This window comes from Nocardiopsis protaetiae, assembly GCF_045446735.1.
GTDB classification, from domain to species: domain Bacteria; phylum Actinomycetota; class Actinomycetes; order Streptosporangiales; family Streptosporangiaceae; genus Nocardiopsis; species Nocardiopsis protaetiae.
In genome coordinates this window covers 1-17,339 of sequence record NZ_JBJJBV010000150.1, presented here as the reverse complement: position 1 = coordinate 17,339, position 17,339 = coordinate 1, and the positions used below count along the sequence as shown (strand labels likewise).

Genomic DNA, 17,339 nt, shown 5'->3' with positions numbered 1-17,339 from the left:
GTTCTTGGGGGTGTTCTCGGGGGCTCGGGGAGTTCTCGGCGGAGCGCTTGGCGGACGCGTGCTCGGACCTGCTGTGTGGTGGCGGGAGGGTGGGTGGAGTTGGGGTTACTGCGTCTGGGGTGGGGGTTGTGGTTCTTCCTCCGGACACCCCCTGTGGTCGGGGAGGGCGGTGGGGGCTGGGGTTACCCCGTCTGTGGTTGGGCTTTCAAGCGAGGTCTGTGCAACCGCGGCTTCACAGTCGGAGCGTCTTTCCGTGGACCTGTGTGGTCGGGGATGTGCGCTGTGCCCCGACCCGTCCCCTGGAAAAACCCCCACCACCGGGGACGTGAGTCCAACGCGTACGCCTTTGTGGTCTGCCGAGCGTCGTACCGTGGGGACGGCTCCGCGCCCAGCCCGGGTCTGTACGTTCCCAAGGGGTGACCCGTGGAGACCAACGCGACCGTGTGCGGACCTTCAGACCGCCGTCCGCAGATGGTTGCTGTTCTGGAAACCTGCTCTTGCTGTCTCACCCCCTGGGGCCGGGGTCCAGTCCCGCTCTACCGAAACCCCCTGAGGTGGGGGCGGGAAGCCTCCTACTGCCGTCACCCCCTGCGGCGAGGGAGGCGCGACGCCCTCCGGCTGGGGCTAAGGCCCCGGGTAGGTGACCGGGCTGGGGCTGAGGCCCCGGGGAAAGTGGGCAACCCCCTGGAACCGGGACCGGAGGCCTCCTGCGGCCCTCACCCCCTGCGGCGGGGGAGGCCAGAGAGGTGACCGGGCTGGAGCTGAGGCCCCAGGTCAGGTAGGAAACCCCTATGACGAAGGCCCCGGGCAAGTGACCGGGCTGGGGCTGAGGCCCCGGGTAGGTGACCGGGCTGGGGTCGGGGTCCCGATCGGGTGGAAACCCCCTGTGGCGGGGGAGGTCACCGGTCTCGGCGGGGGAAGAGGGCGGTGAGGGCAGAGCCCAGGGCACCGAGGAGGAAGACCACGGCGAGCGGGCCCAGGACTATGTAGACCAGGCCCAGGCCGATGTTGGCTCCAATGGTGGGAGCGGTGGAGACCGACCACCAGAGGCCGCCGAACAGGGCCACCGGCAGCAGCAGGAAGGCGGCCAGCACCCAGGAGAAGGTGGCGCGGCGGGCGCGCAGCTCACGGATCACCAGCGCGCCTCCGGCCAGAGCGAGCAACAGGCCGGTGATGCCGAGGACGGGCACGGCCCACTCCGGCAGCGGGGGCGGCGTGATCGCGTAGTCCGCCTCCTGCGGCGTGATCCCCCAATTCCGGGCCTCCTCCGGCGAGGTCCAGGTGGCCCACCAGGCAGCCAGCGCGGCGCCGACCAGCAACAGGGCGGTGTACAGCGCGAACAGCGGGCGCGGAGTGCGGGGCGGGCGCGTCAGGGTCGTGTTCATGTCCCAATCTTCCCGCCTGTGGCCCGGCGGGCGCATGAGTGCCGGTACTCACGCCCCTTCCCGGAGTCCTCAGCCCCAGCCCGGTCACCTACCCGGGGCCTTAGCCACAGCCGGAGTGCGTTGCGCCTCCCCCGCCACAAGGGGTGACGGCAGTAGGAGGCCTCCCGCCCCGACCCCGGGGGGTTTCGGTAGAGCGGGACGGGACCCCGGCCCCAGGGGGTGAGACAGCAAGAGCAGGTTTCCAGGCCCTCAGCCATCTGCGGAGGGCGGTGTGCGGAGACCGCTCTCGGTCGCGTTGGTCTCCACGGGTCACCCCCTGGGAACGTACAGACCCGGGCTGGGCGCGGAGCCGTCCCCACGGTACGACGCTCGGCAGACCACAAAGGCGTACGCGTTGGACTCACGTCCCGAGTGGTGGGGGTTTTTCCAGGGGACGGGTCGGGGCACAGCGCACACCCCCGACCACACAGGTCCACGGAAAGACGCCCCGACTGCAAACCCGCGGTTGCACAGACCTCGCTTGAAAGCCCAACCACAGACGGGGTAACCCCAGCCCCCACCGCCCTCCCCGACCCCAGAGGGTGTCCGGAGGAAGAACCACCACCCCCACCCCAGGGGGTGACGGCCGCGGTCACCCGCGGCCCCAGCCCCAGACCGGAAGGCGAACCGCGGCCTCGCCCCAGTGGGTGGAGGCCGCAAGCACCGAAACCTCCGCCGCAGGGGGCAAGGGGGGTGAAGGCCACAGTCACCCGCAGCCCCGACGCCAGGGCTGACGGGAGGAAGACCCACAACCCCAACCCCAACCACCATCCCCAACCCCAAGGGGTGACGGCCGCAATGACACCCCACCCGGCCTCAAGAGTGGCACCCACAAAAAACCGCTCCGGGAACCAGGCCCCTGACAGCCCTTGCATTCAACAGACCACAAGCCTATCTTTCATGTGTAAGGACTTTCTTACACGTATAGGAAAGACATGACACAGCGCGACCCCACCGGTGACGAGCTCGTCGAGCTGTTCGCCGCGCTCGCCAACCCGGTGCGCCTGCGGATCATCGCGACGCTCCGGGGCGGCCGCGACTACGTCAGCAACCTCGCGCGCGTCATCGGCATCAGCCGCCCCCTGCTCCACATGCACCTACAGCGCCTGGAGGCCGCCGGAGTGGTCGTCGGCAGCCTGGAGCTGTCCGAGGACGGCAAGGCCATGAAGTACTTCGAGCTCGCCGACCTGGACCTGCACCTCACCCCGGACCTGATCGCCACCGCGGCCGCGAGCCTCACCGCCAAGGAGAACGCGGGCCCCACCGTCAAGGACACGAGCCCCGCCGTCAAGGGCACGAGCCCCACCGTCAAGAAGAACCAGGAGAAGCAGTAATGGACTGGCCCATCGTGATCCTCATCCTCGGCCTGCTCGCGATCGCCACCTTCGTCGGCATCGCGATCGAGGCCAGCCGGCAGGAAGCCCGCAAGATCACCATCGGCGCCGCCCGCGCCGACGAACTCCAGCGGCTGGTGGCCCGCTACGAAGAGCTGGCCGCCACCACCCTCGACGCCCAGCAGCGCACCGCCGCGGACGTCGCCGAGCTGCGCGCCCGCGCGGCCTCGATCGAGCAGATCCTCCGAACGGTGGAATGACCATGTCCGACCTGATGAGAGCACTCCTCCAAGACTCCTACGGCGAGGCCCGCGACGTCCTCGCCTTCGACGACATCCCCGTGCCCGAACCCGGCGAGGGCGAGGTCCGCGTCCGGGTGCACGCCGCCGCGCTCAACGCCGCCGACGTGTACATCATGCGCGGCAGGCCCACCATCGGCCGCCTGGCCTTCGGCCTGCCCCGGCCCCGGCAGCCGATCCGCGGCCGGGACCTGGCGGGCGTGGTCGACGCCGTCGGCCCCGGGGTGACCCGCCTGTCCGTGGGCGACCGGGTGGCCGCCGAGGGCGACGGCGCCCTCGCCGAGTACGCCTGCCTGAAGGAGACGCTGCCGGTGCGCGTGTCCGCCTCCCTGCCGCTGGCCGAGGCCGCCGCCGTGCCCCTGGCCGGGGTGACCGCCCTCCAGGCCGTGCGCGTGGGCGGGGTGAGGTCAGGCCACCGGGTGCTCGTCAACGGCGCCGCCGGCGGCGTGGGCTCCTTCACCGTTCAGCTGGCCGCCGCGAACGGGGCCGAGGTCACCGGGGTGTGCGGCGCCCGCAACGCCGAGACGGTGCTCTCCCTGGGCGCCGCCCGCGTGATCGACTACGCGGCCGAGGACTTCGTCGGCACCGGACCCTACGACGTCGTCGTCGACCTGGCCGGGAACCGGACCCTGCGCGAGCTGCGCACCGCGCTCGCCCCCGACGGCACGCTGGTGCTGTCCTCCGGGAACGGAACGCCGATGATGGGCCCGCTGTGGCGCAACGCCGCCGCGTCCCTGACCTCGCCGCTCACCGGGCGCAGGCTGCGCCCCCTCCTGGCCCGGACCAGCCGGGACGAGGTCGGGTACCTGTTCTCCCGGATCGCGCGGGGCGACCTGCGGCCCCTGATCGGCCGGACCTACCCGTTCGAGGAGGCCGTCGAAGCGCTCGCCCACGTCTCCGAGGGGCACGCCCGCGGCAAGGTCGTGGTCACTCTGCGGGAGGAGTGAGACCTCCGGGAGGCGTCAGCCCTACGGGAGGAGTGAGCCCCAGCTCCCGGGCCTTCACCCCGGCCGCGTGGCGGTTGCTCACCCCGAGCTTGCCCATCAGGTTGGACATGTGCACGCTCACCGTCTTCGCCGAGATGAACAGCCTCTCCCCGATCTCGGCGTTGCCGAGCCCCGCGGCCGCCTGCGCCAGCACCTCGGCCTCGCGGGGCGTCAGCCCCGCCGGGAGCCGCGGCCCCCGGCGCGACCCCCCGCGCGACCCCCCGACCACCGCCCGCAGCGGTTCCACGTACCGCTCGCGCAGCGGGGCGTCCGTGTCCAGCAGCCCCACGCCCTCTTCCAGCGCACCGAACAGCTCCCGCGCCCGGGCGCCCTCCCCCGCCTCGGCGGCCGCCCGGCAGGCCTCCTCCAGCAGCAGGAACTCCTCCAGGTGCAACCCCTTGCCGCGCACCATCGCCAGCGCCCGCTCCCACCGGTCCAGGCACTCGGCGGGTTCGGCCGCCAGACGCGCCCGCGCCTGGGCGCGCCGCAGCTCCCCGTACGGGGTGGTCCACCACGGCGACGGGCGCAGGAACACCCCGACCCTCCCGGCCAGCCCTTCCGCCTCCTCCACACGCCCGGCCCGCCGCAGCGCGCGCACCAGCCCGGCCAGCGGCCCCAGCCCGTTCAGCGACGACTGCGTCGGCAGCCCCTCCCCCTCCCGCGCGATCATCCGGTGCGCCGTCTCCAGCGCCGCCTCCAGGTCCCCCTCCGCGGTCAGCACCCGCAGTCCCAACTGGTCCACCGACGCGTACAGGTGCGTGTCGGTGTCCCGGACCGCCCCGGCCGACTGTTCCCAGTGCTCCCGCGCCCCCGCGATGTCCCGCTGGGCCAACCGGATCTCGGCGAGCACGAACCGGCGGGTCCCCTCGTCGAGCCGGCCCCCGGAGAACCCGGCCAGCACCTCCTCGGCCTCGCGCATCCGCCCCAGGTCCAGGAGCGCTCCGGCCGTCTCCGTCCCGGGGAGGGGCCCGCGGGTCCGGAGGATGCCCAGTTCCGCGCACCGGTCCAGGAGGTCCCGCTCCGCCCGCAGGCACTCGTGCCACTCCAGCCGGTACAGGTGGTGGACCGCGATGTTGTTCAGCCCCCGCAGTTCGGTGTCGACCATCCCCAGGTCCCGGGCCCGCGCGATCCCCTGGGTGAGCAGGGGGAGCGATCCGTCCGCGCGTCCCACTTCGAGTGCGCTGCCCAGGGTGATGAGGGCGTCGGCCTCGCTGTGCCGGTCCCCGGCGGCGCGGGCACGGTCCAGGACCTCCCGGGCGGCCCGGCCCGCCTCCTCCTCGCGTCCCTGGGGGTAGAGCAGCGCCGCCCGGGCGCCGCTGACCGCGATGTGGTCCGGGTGCCCCTCCGGCAGCAGCGCCGAGGCCTCGTCCAGCGCTTCCAGACTCTCGGCACGGCGGTGCAGGGCCTTGAGCGCCTGGGAGCGCAGCAGCAGGAACCCGGCCCTGGCGACGGGGTCCGCGGTCTGCGCCTCCCCCTCCGCCGTGTAGCGCAGCGCCTCGTGCGAGGAGCCGCCGGTCTGCACGGCCGCCCGGGCCGCGTCCAGCAGCAGCCGCCCGCGCGTGACCCCCAGCGGGGCGGTCACCGCCTCCGGGTCGGGCAGCAGCTCCCACAGCTCCAGCAGCCGCTCCACCGCCGCCAGCCGCTCGGGGTGGGCGAACGCGTCCGCCGCGTGCCCGGCCGCCGCCCACAGCGCGGCGAACGCGCGGGGGTGGTCATGCACCGCGTCGGCGTGGTGGGCCAGGCGCAGCACCCGCTCCGGTTCGGCCAGCCCGGGCACCCCCGCCTCCAGGGCGGCCACGTACCGGCGGTGGCCGCGCACCCGCTGCCCCGGGAGCAGGTCCTCGCGCACCGCCTCGGCCAGCAGCGCGTGCCCGAACCCGTAGTCCTCCCCCGCCACGCGCAGCACCCGAGCGTCGACGGCGCGGCGCAGCACCCCGTCCAGGTCGTCCTCGGAGAGGTCGGCGGCCACGGCCGCCAGCAGAGCGTGGTGCACGCGCACCCCCGACAGCGCGGCCAGGCCCAGCACCGCGCGGTCGGTGTCGGGGAGGCGGTCGACGGCGCGCAGCAGCAGGTCGCGGGAGGTGTCGGGGAGCCCGTCGTCCGGGGCGGACACCAGGGCCTCCACGAACAGGGGGCTGCCGCCGCTGCGCTCGTAGAGCAGGTCCAGCGTGCGGGGGTCGGGGCGGGCGCCGCCGCGCAGCGCGGCCGCCTGGGCGGCGACCTCCTCGCGGTCGAAGGGACCCAGGTCCAGCCGGGTGGCGCGGGCCGGGCGCTCCAGGTCGGGCAGGAGGCGGCGCAGCGGGTGGGTGCGGTGCAGGTCGTCGGTGCGGACGGTGGCCAGCAGGTGGACCGGGGCGGGGCCGAGGTTGCGCGCCAGGAAGAGGAGGAGGTCGCGGGTGGAGGCGTCGGCCCAGTGCAGGTCCTCGATCACCAGGGCCAGGCCGCCGTCGGCGGAGGTGTCCTCCAGGTAGGACAGGACGGCCTCGAACAGCCGGGTGCGGTCCTCGTCGGGCGCGGCGGCGGTCCCGAGTTCGGGGAGCAGCCGGGCGAGCGCCCCGGCCCGGGCCGGGGCGGGCGGGACCTCGCGGACCAGGTGGCGCAGGGCGGCGGCGAAGGGTGCGAAGGCGACGGTGCCGCCGCTGGTCTCCAGGCAGGCGCCGACCGCCGTGCGGGCCAGGGGCGTGCGCCCCAGGTACTCCTGGAGCAGGCGGGTCTTGCCGACCCCGGCGTCCCCGAGGACCAGGGTGGTCCGCGCGTCTCCGCGGGCGGCCAGGTCGGTTTCGGCCAGCAGGTGGGCGAGGTGGGGTCCGCGTCCGATGAACGCCGTGGGGGTGGAGGTCATGGCGTCAGTATGCCCGGGATGGCAGGGATGCCCGGGAGGCGAGAAACCCCCGCCTTTACTACATAGATCACAAACCGGACATTCGGGCGATCGGTCCAGGCATCGACCGGTCCAGGCAACGATCAGTCCAGGCCCAGTTCCCGGGCCCGCACCGCCGCCGCGTTGCGGTTGGTCACCCCGAGCTTGCCCATCAGGTTGGACATGTGCACGCTCACCGTCTTGGCCGAGATGAACAGCTTCTCGCCGATCTCCCGGTTGGTCATCCCCCGGGCCACCAGCCGCAGCACCTCCACCTCCCGCTGGGTCAGCCCCGCCGGGGCCTCCCCCGCCGCCAGGGAGCGCGGCCGGGGCAGCCCGTGCCGGCCGCGGATCCGGTCGGCCAGCTCGGCGAACAGCGTCAGCCCGCTCTCCCGCGCGGCCTCATCCACCTCCGCCAGGCGGTCGGCCGCCAGGTCGGTGCGCCCCGCCCGGGCGGCGGCGCGGGCCGCGGCCAGCAGCAGGTACATGCGCTGGAACCGGTGCTCGCGCAGCCCCGGCAGCAGGCCCTCCAGGGCCTGCGAGGCCGCGGCCGCGTCCTCGTCCGCCTGCGCCCGCGACCGGTCGCGGATCAACCGGTTCATCGGGTGCGGGATGTCCTCGGGCAACCCCCCGAGAACCTCGCGCACCCCCGCCGCCAGGTCGGCCGCCGTCTCCTCCCACCCGGGTTCGTCGCGCATCATGTCCACCACCTCGGCTACGTAGCCGAGGTTGTTCATGTGCAGGTCGTCCAGATGGGGGTTCTCCAGGTCGCCGCCGTCCAGCAGGCGCAGTGCGATGTCGGCCGCCGCGCCGAACCGCCCCTCGACCGCCGCGCGCATCATCTCCGTGAAGCGGATTGGCGTGTACTCCGACGGGGAGCTGCTCCGCTCGGGCAGCAGGCGGCGGAACTCCTCCAGGGCGGTGTCCACGCCCACGGCGTCCCGCCGGTAGAAGGCGAGCTGCTGGACCATCGACCACGTCCGGGCCCGGATCAGCCGGTCGCCCGCCCCCGGGTCCAGCAGCCGCTCGCCCTCCTCCACCCGCAGCTGGTAGAAGCGGTTCACCGCCATGGACAGGCGGAACGCCTGGCCCTGGGTGCGCGCCAGCCCCAGCTCCCCGGTGCGCTCCAGCCCGCGCCGCGCGGTGTCGTAGGCCTCCTCCACGCGCCCCGCCCCCGACAGGCTCCCGGCCAGGTTCGTCCACCCCCGCAGCTCCGCCTGCGCGTGCTCCCGGTCCCGGGCGATGGCGATGCCCTCGCGGAGCATCCGCAGCGCCCCGTCCGGGTCCTCCGGCGCGGTCAGGCTGCCCAGGGTGATGAGCGCGTCGGCCTCGCTGCCCCGGTCACCGAGTTCGCGGGCCGTGCGCAGCGCCCTCTCCGCGGCGCGCCGGGCCTGCGTGGGGTGGTTGCGCACCATGAACGTGGATGCCAGCAGCGCTCCGACCGACGCCGCGTGGGAATCGCCCCGCTCCATCACCACGAACGCGTCGGCCAGGTCCTCCAGCCCGCCGTCGCTGCCCAGCTCCTTGTAGGCGTAGGCGCGGGCGTAGCGCAGGCCCGCGATGAGCGCGCCGTTGGGCGGGGACTCCTTGAGGCCCGGCTCGTGGTAGCCGGTGACGCCCAGCTCCTCCAGGCCCTCGGTGGCGTAGTCCACCGCGCGGCGCAGCGACCCGGCCAGCAGGCACACGGTGGCGGCCAGGCGCAGCACCTCGGCGCGGGGTTCGCCCACCCGTTCGGCGGCGTCGGGGACCAGGTCCCACAGTTCCAGCACGCGTTCGAGCAGGGCCAGCCGCTCGGGGTGGGCGGCCGCCGCGGCGGCGTGCCCGGCGGCGGCCCAGGCGGTGGACAGGGCCAGCGGCTGGTCACCCCCGGCGTGGGCGTGGTGGGCCAGTTGCAGGGCGGTCTCGGCCTCCGTCAGCCCCGGGACCCCGCGCTGGAGGGCCTCGGCGTAGCGCCGGTGCACGCGGATGCGCTCCCCCGGCAGCAGGTCGGTGTAGACGGCCTCGGCGAGCAGGGCGTGCCGGAACACGTACCCGTCGGCGGTGGCGCGCAGCACCCGCGCGTCCACGGCCGAACGCAGGGCGGTGTCCAGGGCCTCCTCGCCGACCCCGGCCCGGCGGGCCACCGCCGACAGCAGGGTGTGGCCGATGCGGTCACCGGAGGCGGCGATCAGCCCGACCGCCCGGCGGGCGTCGTCGGACAGCCGGTCCACGGCGGCCGACAGCAGCTCGCGGGGCCCGTCGGGCAGCGGACCGTCCGGCCCGTCCAGGAGCGCCTCCACGAACAGGGGGTTGCCGCCGCTGCGCTCGTGCAGCAGGTCGAGGTCGGCGGGCGGGCGGCCGCGCAGGACGGCGGCCTGGGCGGCGACCTCGTCGCGGCTGAAGGGTTCGACGTCCAGGCGCGAGACCCGGGGAAGCCGTTCGATCTGGGGCAGCAGGCGGCGCAGCGGGTGGGTGCGGTGCAGGTCGTCGGTGCGCACCGTGGCCACCAGGTGGACCGGGGCCTCCCCCAGGTTGCGCAGCAGGAACACCAGCAGGTCGCGGGTGGAGGCGTCGGCCCAGTGCAGGTCCTCCACGACCGCGAGCAGCCCGCCCCCGCGCGCCTGTTCCTCCAGGAAGGTGAGGACGGACTCGAACAGCCGCGCCCGGCCGGTGTCGTCGGCGCCCGGGACGGGGCCGGTCCCGGGGACCGGGCCGGTGCCGCCGGGGCCACCGGGGCCACCGGCACCGCCGTCGCGCGGGTCGCGGGACAGGTCCCGCAGCAGCGCGGTGAAGGGCGCGAAGGGGATGCCGTCGCCGCCGAGTTCGAGGCAGCCGCCGACGGCGGTGCGGCCCAGCGGTGTGCGGTCCCGGTACTCGTCGATGAGCCGGGTCTTGCCGATCCCGGCGTCGCCGCAGACCAGCAGGGCCCGGGCGCCCTCGGCGCGGACGCGGTGGGCGTCCTCGACGAGGGCGGCGAGCTGGCGGTCACGGCCGATGAACACGGGGCGGGGGGAATCGTCCTGCATTCCGCCACAGTACGGTGTTCCGCCCGCCCCGTGCCGCACCCCGCGCATGATCAGGCGCATGCCCGCGAGCGCGGCCGCACCGGGGCGGGCGCGACGGCGCCCCGCACCCGGGGCGGGCGCGGGGCGCGGTGGTGGCAGTGGCGGTGGCGGTCAGAAGCGGAAGACCAGCTCGGCGGCGACCCAGACGTCGATCACCCCGCACCACTCGGCGAAGGAGCGGGACACCAGGCGGTCCTTCCACAGGTGGTAGAAGTCCCAGAAGCCGTGCAGGAGCCAGCCAGCCGCGATCAGGTAGCGGGCCGCCTCGGGGTCGACCGCCAGGCCGATCAGCCCCAGCCCGCCGAAGAACAGCATGCCCAGCGCCTGGACCCGGTACGTGCCCGAGCGGAACAGGTGCCCGTCCAGCACCGACCAGACCAGGACCAGCAGGGCCAGGGCGGTGAAGACCGTGGAGGGGGCGACGAGCTCGGCGGCCCGCAGGACCGTGACCACCACGAAGGAGGACAGGACCAGGGGCCAGGTGAGGTACCGGTACCGCTCCCCCACCTTGGCCATGAGCAGGTAGATGAGGGGCAGCAGCGGGAGGATGTCGGCGTAGACGTACGCGGAGCCGATGCCCTCGCCGCCGTCGCCGAAGGCGACCGCGGCGAGCAGCGCCACCACGGTGGGCCAGCGGGCGAGCAGGAAGCGGCCGGCCCGGCGGGCCCGTGTCTCCGCGGGCCGGTCGGCCCGCCCGTCGGCCGGGGTGTCGTGCGTGGTGTCATCCACAGTGCTGTTCGATCGGGGGTCGGTCTCGTGCGCGTTCACGGGGGCCTCCTCGGTGTCGCCCTCCTGTACCCGGAGGGGGTATCCGTCGTCGTGTCTCCAGACTCCTCCCGGCGGGCCGCGCCCGGTAGTGCCGGACCACCGGCATCGGCGTGCGGGTGTCACCCGTGCGCATGACATCCGTCATGCGGGCCCGGTACGGCCCCTGCCACGGGCCGGGGGCCGCTGCGACAATGGCCCGGTGAGCACGAACGGCCCGGTGAACACAGCCGACACCGACGACCGGCCCGGCGACGGGTTCGGGGCCGACGACGGGCCCGGGACCGGCGGCCTGCGCCGGTTCACCTGGTGGAGCCTGGCCGGGGTCACCGTGGCCTTCATCGTCCCGGTGCTGGCCCCGCGCCTGTGGGCCCCGGACCTGTCGCCGTGGGCGACGGCCGCCGGGCTGCTGGGGCTGGCCGCGGTCTCGGTCTGTGTGGTGGCGCTGTTCGGCCGCCGTCTGGCCCGCGGGGCCGACGGCCCCTTCCCCACCGCGTGGGCGGCGGTCGGATGGGCGGGCGCGGTGGTCACCGCGCTGGTGCTGTGGCCCCGCGGCGACGAGCTGTGGTCGGTGCTCCCGGCGACGATGGCCGCGCCCGTGGCGGTGTTCCTGCGACCGCGCCGGGCCTGGGCGTTCGTCGTCGCGGTCGCGCTCGCCCTGGCCGTTCCCGGGCTGGTGCGCGGCTCGGGCGCGTTCGATGCGCTGTTCCCGCCCGGGCTGACGCTGGTCGTGGCCTGGACGGTGCTGGGTCTGCTGTGGACCTGGGACGTCGCCGAACGCCTCGACGAGTCCCGCCGCCTGGCCGGCCGGCTGGCGGTCGCCCGGGAGCGGCTGCGGTTCGCCGCCGAGCTGCACGACGTGCAGGGCCACCACCTCCAGGTGATCGCGCTCAAGGCCCAGCTGGCCGCCCGGCTGGCCGAGGCCGACCCGGCGCGGGCCGCCGGGGAGATGCGGGAGGTCGCGGGGCTGGCCGCCGACGCGCTGCGCGACACCCGGGCCGTGGTCCGGGGCTACCGGCGCACCTCGCTGGAGCGGGAGGTCGCCAACGCCGCCAGGGTCCTGGACGCCGCCGGTATCCGGGTGCGCTCGGAGGTGGAGGCCCTCGACGGCGGCACCGACGAGGCGCGGGGGCTGCTGGGGCTGGTGGTGCGCGAGGCGACCACCAACGTGCTGCGGCACAGCCGGGCGGGCGAGGTGGAGATCGCCCTGCGCCCCGACGGCGGCGGCGTCCGGCTGCGGGTCGCCAACGACGGCGCCGACCCCGCCGCGGGCGGCGACGGCACCGGGCTGAGCTCCCTGGCCGAGCGGGTCGGGGCCGCCGGGGGCACACTGACACGGGACACCACGGGCGGCCGGTTCACCGTGACCGTCACCCTGCCCTGGGAGGGGAACGGATGAGCATCCGGCTGCTGGTCGCCGACGACGAGGACCTGCTGCGCGGCGCCCTGGCCGCCCTGCTCGGGCTGGAGCCGGACCTGGAGGTCGTGGCGCAGGCCGCCACCTCCACCGACGCGGTGCGGCTGGCCCGCGCGCACCGGCCCGACATCGCGGTCCTGGACCTGGAGATGCCCCCGGCGGACGGGCTGCGGGCCGCCGAGGAGATCCGGGAGGACCCCGGCTGCCGGGTGGTGCTGGTGACCCGGCACGCCCGGCCCGGGGTGCTGCGCCGCGCCCTGCGGGCCGGGGCGAGCGGGTTCGTGCCCAAGACCACCCCGGCCGAGCGGCTCGCCGAGATCCTGCGGGAGGTGGCGGCGGGCCGCCGGTACGTGGACCCCGACATCGCCGCGTCCGCGCTCACCGAGGACGACTGCCCGCTCGGGGAGCGGGAGCTGGAGGTGCTGCGGCACTCGCGGGACGGGGCGTCCGTCAACGAGATCGCCGCCCGGGTGCACCTGGCGCCCGGGACGGTGCGCAACTACCTGTCGTCGGCGATGGGCAAGCTGGGGGCGGCGTCCCGGCACGCGGCCGCCCACCGCGCCTGGGAGGAGGGCTGGATCTAGGACCCGGCCGGTGGGCCCGGACGGGGCCGGGGCCCGGCGGGTCGTCGCTGGATCCAGGGTCTGCCCGGTGGCCCCGGACGGAGCCGGGGTCCCGGCCCCGGCGGGTCGTCGGCGGTCACCCGCACCGGACCGGGACCCGGCCCCCGGCCCGGGCAGGTGAGCGGCGGCCATCCGCCTCGGGCGGGGCGGCGTCGGCCGTCCTCTTCGAACGTGCCCAGGGCACCGACCCGGGCTGATCGGGTCCGGCCGCCCGCCTCGGGAGCGGGCGGCGGCGGGGCGGCGGCAGCTCGCCTCGGGCACCGACCCGGGTCGACCGGCTCCGGCCGCCCGTTTCGGACCCCGGCCCGGCGCGACGGGGCCGGATCAGCTCCGGCCGTCGTTCTCGGCCTCGGGCGCGGGGGTGCGGGGTTCGGCCGCGGTGCGGTGGGCCCCCGCCTCGCGCGGCATCCACACCAGCACCACGACCACCCCGGCGAGCCCGCAGCACAGCGACACCAGCGCCGCCGTGTGCAGCCCCGCCAGGAACGCCTCCTTGGCCGGGGCCAGCAGCACCCGCCCCGCCTCGCCCAGGCCGCGCGCCACCGCAAGGGTGGCCTCGATCGACTCGCCCGCCGCGTGCAGCCCCGGGCCGCTCAGGTGCGCGGCGGCGCCCTCCTCGGTGGCGGCCACCTCCTCCAGGGTCGGGGTGATGCCCGCCCGGTAGCGGAAGGAGATCACCGCGCCCAGCACCGCGACGCCCATCGCGGTGGCCACCTGGCGCACGGTGTTCTGCATCGCCGAGGCCGCCCCCGCCTTGCCCGGCGGCACCGACGAGACGATCGCGTCGGTGGACGGGGTGAGGACCACCGCCATGGCGCTGGCCTGGGTGAAGAAGAAGATCAGGATGAGCCAGATCGGGGTGTCGACCGCCAGCAGGGTGAAGAACGCCATGCTGGCGCAGACGACGAGGATGCCGGTGGCTGCGACCGCCCGCGGCCCGAACCGGTGGACCAGGTTCGGGCTGAGCGGGGCCAGGACCATCTGCCCGACCGCCGCCGGGAGCACCAGCAGCCCGGCGACGAACGGGGTGAACTCCCGCACGCTCTGCCAGTAGAAGCTCATGAAGAAGATGAGCCCGGACATGCTGAAGAACATCAGCATGATGGTGGCCATGGCGACGCTGAACCGGGGGTTCTTGAAGAACCGCACGTCCAGCGACGGGTTCGCGGTGCGCGACTCGTGGAACAGGAACAGGGCGACGACCGCCAGGCCGCCCAGCAGCGCGCCCCACACGTCGGGGTCGGCCAGGGAGGAGCGCTCACCCGCGGTGATGATCCCGTAGATGAGCAGCACCAGGCCCGGGATGGACAGCAGCACGCCGAGCACGTCCAGGCGGCCGGGGGCCTCGTCCTTGGACTCCGGGACGAGGAAGTACATCAGTGCCAGGCCCAGCAGCACGAACGGCACGTTGACGAGGAAGATCGACCCCCACCAGAAGTTCTCCAGCAGCAGGCCGCCCGCCGACGGCCCGATCGCCATGGCCAGGCCCACCGAACCCGACCACAGGCCGATGGCGCGGCCGCGCTCCTCGGGCGGGAAGATGTTCGTGATGACCGACAGGGTCTGCGGCATCACCATGGCCGCGCCGAACCCCATGACGGCGCGGGCGGCGATGAGCTGCTCGGGGCTCTGGGAGTAGGCGGACAGCGCGGAGGCGGCGCCGAACACCACCAGGCCCGCGGTGATCATCCGCCGCCGCCCCCACCGGTCGCCCAGGACGCCGAAGGTGAACAGCAGGCCGGCGAAGACCAGGGTGTAGGAGTTGATCGCCCAGGCCAGCTCGGACTGGCTGGCGCCCACGCCGAGTTCGGGGTCGGAGAGGGTGCGCAGGGCGACGTTGAGGATGGTGTTGTCCGCGACGAGCACCAGCAGGCAGATGATGAGGACCGCCAGCCCGCCCCACCGCCGTCGATAAGCCGTCCCAGCGTCCACGCGAGCACCTTCATTCCACACGAGCCGGTCCGCGCCCCGGGGCCGATGCCCCGTCTGACCGGAATCGTCATGGTAGCGGCCGGGGTGGACGGTTCCGCGGCGCACTCCCGATGATCGGATGTGCCCGTGCCGGGTCGTCGGGTGTGCCGTGCCGGGTGCGGGCGGCGCCGGGGGCGCCGGGCCGGGATGCCGGGGGTGTCGCACCGGGCTGCCGACCGTGACGCACGCCCGTCCGAGAGGCGGGGGTGCGGGGGAAGTTCCCGGTGCCGGTTCCGGTTGTATCCCGAAGGAAGCGGACGCGCGCGGCCGTGCGATGATGCACACACGGCACGCGGGCGGGGCCCTTCCCACCGCCGACGGCGGCGGCCCGAGCCCGACCCGCCCCCGGCCCCTCACGGGGCCGCACACCGCCGCGTCCGCGCGGCGCACATCTATTTCGTCCACACGTCCGGGGACACCCACGCGGTGCTTCGAGACAACGGAGGAAGACAACATGAGCACCACTGACAAGACCCCCTCCGCCCTGTACGGCGGGGTCACCAACCGGCGCGTCACCATCCGCGACCTGGCCGCCGCCAAGCGGCGCGGCGAGGCCTGGCCGATGCTGACCGCCTACGACGCGCTCACCGCCCGGGTGTTCGACGACGCGGGCATCCCCGTGCTCCTCGTCGGCGACTCGGCGGCCAACGTCGTGTACGGCTACGACACCACCGTCCCGATCTCCGTGGACGAGCTGGTGCCCCTCACCGCCGCGGTGTCCCGCTCCACCAAGCGGGCGCTGGTGGTGGCGGACCTGCCGTTCGGCTCCTACCAGGCCTCCCCCGAGCAGGCCCTGGCCACCGCCTCCCGGTTCATGAAGGAGGGCGGCGCCCAGGCCGTGAAGCTGGAGGGCGGCCACGCCGTCGCCCGGCAGGTGGAACTGCTGGTGTCGGCGGGCATCCCGGTGATGGCGCACCTGGGCCTGACCCCCCAGTCGGTGAACACGCTGGGCGGGTACCGGGTGCAGGGCCGCGGCGAGGCCGCCGCCGGGCTGCTCAAGGACGCCAAGGAGCTGGAGCGGGCGGGCGCGTTCGCGGTCGTGCTGGAGTGCGTGCCCAGCGACCTGGCCGCGCAGGTCACCGAGCAGCTGGACATCCCGACCATCGGGATCGGGGCGGGCAAGGCCACCGACGCCCAGGTGCTGGTGTGGCAGGACATGGCCGGGCTGAGCCCGCGGGTGGCCAAGTTCGTCAAGACCTACGCCAACCTGCACGAGACGCTGCGCGACGCGGCGTCGACGTTCGCCGACGAGGTCGTCAACGGGGTCTTCCCCGACGCCGAGCACTCGTACGCGAGCTGATCCCTCCGGGGGTCCTCTTCTCCACCGGACGCCGGCCGGGGCACCCGCCCCGGCCGGCGTTCGCCGTTCCGGGCCGGTGAGGCGGAAAGAGCGCGGACGGCCGCGGGGCGCGGCGGGAGCGCCCCCGGGCGGGCTCTCCCGGGATCGGCGGCCGAAGCGGGCGCGGCCTGAAGGCATGGGGTACGGACGGCGGTCGCCGTCCCCGGCGGGGCCGCCATGCGCACGGCGGCGAGGGCGGGGACGGGGGCGGGGGGCGGGGACGGCGACACGGCGGAGCCGTCCGGAGCGGGGGCCGTCCGGAGCGGGCGGCGGCCGGAGTGCACGGGTGCGAGGGGACGGCCGAGACGCGCAGAGCACAGGTTGCGAGGCACGCGGGTGTCGGCGGGTGCGGGGCGCGCGGTTCGGGGCGCGCGGTTCGGGGCGGGAGGGTGTTGGATTCATGTGAGGCAGGCCACGAACCGAACCGTACTCGGTAGTAGAGTCGCCTCATATCCCAGCACCTACGCGGGCCGGGGCACCCGGCCCTTGGGAGGACGCATGCGCATCTCGATGCCGCTCCAGTACGCGGGCGAGCCCAAGGCCGCGGTCGACCAGATCGTCGAACTGGAGAAGGCCGGACTGGACACCGTGTGGGTCGCCGAGGCGTACGGCTTCGACGCCCCCACCCTCATGGGCTACATCGCCGCCCGCACCGAGACCGTCAACATCGGTTCGGCGATCCTGCCCCTGTACAGCCGCACCCCCACCCTCATCGCGATGACCGCCGCCGGGCTCGACGACTTGTCCGGCGGCCGGGCCATCCTCGGCCTGGGCGCCAGCGGCCCGCAGGTCATCGAGGGCTTCCACGGCGTCCCCTACGTCAAGCCGCTGGCCCGCACCCGCGACACCATCGAGATCTGCCGCAAGGTGTGGAAGCGCGAGGAGCGCCTCACCCACGACGGCCCCGTGTTCCAGCTGCCGCTGCCCGCCGAGCGGGGCACCGGCCTGGGCAAGCCGCTCAAGATCATCAACCACCCGGTGCGTTCGGAGATCCCGATCTACGTGGCGTCCCTGGGCATCAAGAACGTGGAGATGACCGCCGAGATCGCCGACGGCTGGCTCCCCCACCTGTTCATCCCCGAGAAGGCCGACACCGTGTGGGGCGAGGCGCTGTCCGCGGGCAGGGGCAAGCGCGACGCGTCGCTGGGCGGGCTGGAGATCGCCGCGGGCGGCCTGCTCGCCATCGGCGAGGGCGAGGACACCAAGAAGCTGCTCGACTTCGTGCGGCCGATGATCGCCCTGTACGTCGGCGGCATGGGCGCCAAGGGCAAGAACTT

The 17,339-nt window shown here is 74.7% G+C and carries 12 protein-coding genes; 7 read left to right on the top strand and 5 right to left on the bottom strand.

Annotation, left to right across the window (positions count from 1 at the left end):
- Positions 1-899: 899 nt before the first annotated feature.
- Positions 900-1,385 (bottom strand): hypothetical protein, encoded by a 486-nt coding sequence (locus ACJOT3_RS21610; protein ID WP_406974896.1) that lies wholly within the window; start codon positions 1,383-1,385, stop codon positions 900-902.
- Between the two features lie 974 nt (positions 1,386-2,359).
- Here ACJOT3_RS21610 and ACJOT3_RS21605 point away from each other — a divergent pair.
- Genes ACJOT3_RS21605 through ACJOT3_RS21595 form a run of 3 tightly spaced genes read left to right on the top strand, consistent with a single transcriptional unit; the run spans position 2,360 to position 4,004 of the window.
- Positions 2,360-2,758 (top strand): ArsR/SmtB family transcription factor, encoded by a 399-nt coding sequence (locus ACJOT3_RS21605; protein WP_406974895.1) that lies wholly within the window; start codon positions 2,360-2,362, stop codon positions 2,756-2,758.
- Positions 2,758-3,018 (top strand): hypothetical protein, encoded by a 261-nt coding sequence (locus tag ACJOT3_RS21600; protein WP_406974894.1) that lies wholly within the window; start codon positions 2,758-2,760, stop codon positions 3,016-3,018. The genes ACJOT3_RS21605 and ACJOT3_RS21600 overlap by 1 nt, the downstream gene beginning before the upstream one ends.
- 2 nt (positions 3,019-3,020) lie before the next feature.
- Entirely contained in the window at positions 3,021-4,004 is a 984-nt protein-coding gene (locus ACJOT3_RS21595; protein ID WP_406974893.1) for an NAD(P)-dependent alcohol dehydrogenase, read from the top strand.
- Here ACJOT3_RS21595 and ACJOT3_RS21590 read toward each other — a convergent pair.
- The 3 genes from ACJOT3_RS21590 to ACJOT3_RS21580 form a co-directional block, all read right to left on the bottom strand.
- Positions 3,985-6,885 (bottom strand): helix-turn-helix transcriptional regulator, encoded by a 2,901-nt coding sequence (locus ACJOT3_RS21590; protein ID WP_406974892.1) that lies wholly within the window; start codon positions 6,883-6,885, stop codon positions 3,985-3,987. The two genes, ACJOT3_RS21595 and ACJOT3_RS21590, sit on opposite strands and share 20 nt — an antisense overlap.
- Before the next feature lie 122 nt (positions 6,886-7,007).
- A complete protein-coding gene (locus ACJOT3_RS21585; RefSeq protein WP_406974891.1) occupies positions 7,008-9,908 on the bottom strand; it encodes a helix-turn-helix transcriptional regulator in 2,901 nt (966 codons plus the stop codon).
- A gap of 150 nt (positions 9,909-10,058) precedes the next feature.
- Complete coding sequence (locus tag ACJOT3_RS21580) at positions 10,059-10,715, bottom strand: hypothetical protein (RefSeq protein WP_406974890.1); 657 nt, start codon at positions 10,713-10,715, stop codon at positions 10,059-10,061.
- A 199-nt stretch (positions 10,716-10,914) separates the two neighbouring features.
- Between ACJOT3_RS21580 and ACJOT3_RS21575 the strand changes: the two genes are divergently transcribed.
- Together ACJOT3_RS21575 and ACJOT3_RS21570 are read left to right on the top strand one after the other, a co-directional pair.
- Positions 10,915-12,111, top strand: a complete 1,197-nt coding sequence (locus ACJOT3_RS21575) for a sensor histidine kinase (protein ID WP_406974889.1) — start codon at positions 10,915-10,917, stop codon at positions 12,109-12,111.
- Positions 12,108-12,713: a response regulator transcription factor gene (locus ACJOT3_RS21570; RefSeq protein ID WP_406974888.1), complete on the top strand. Its 606-nt coding sequence runs from the start codon at positions 12,108-12,110 to the stop codon at positions 12,711-12,713. The genes ACJOT3_RS21575 and ACJOT3_RS21570 overlap by 4 nt, the downstream gene beginning before the upstream one ends.
- Positions 12,714-13,076: 363 nt before the next feature.
- On the opposite strand, the gene ACJOT3_RS21565 is transcribed toward ACJOT3_RS21570, so the two are convergent.
- Complete coding sequence (locus ACJOT3_RS21565) at positions 13,077-14,684, bottom strand: MFS transporter (RefSeq protein WP_406974887.1); 1,608 nt, start codon at positions 14,682-14,684, stop codon at positions 13,077-13,079.
- Positions 14,685-15,177: 493 nt separating this feature from the next.
- Here ACJOT3_RS21565 and panB point away from each other — a divergent pair, with 493 nt between their 5' ends.
- Together panB and ACJOT3_RS21555 are read left to right on the top strand one after the other, a co-directional pair.
- A complete protein-coding gene (panB, locus tag ACJOT3_RS21560) occupies positions 15,178-16,023 on the top strand; it encodes a 3-methyl-2-oxobutanoate hydroxymethyltransferase (RefSeq protein WP_406974886.1) in 846 nt (281 codons plus the stop codon).
- Positions 16,024-16,560: 537 nt separating this feature from the next.
- Positions 16,561-17,339, top strand: a 779-nt coding sequence (locus ACJOT3_RS21555; RefSeq protein WP_406974885.1) for an LLM class F420-dependent oxidoreductase, incomplete at its 3' end; no start/stop codon positions are given.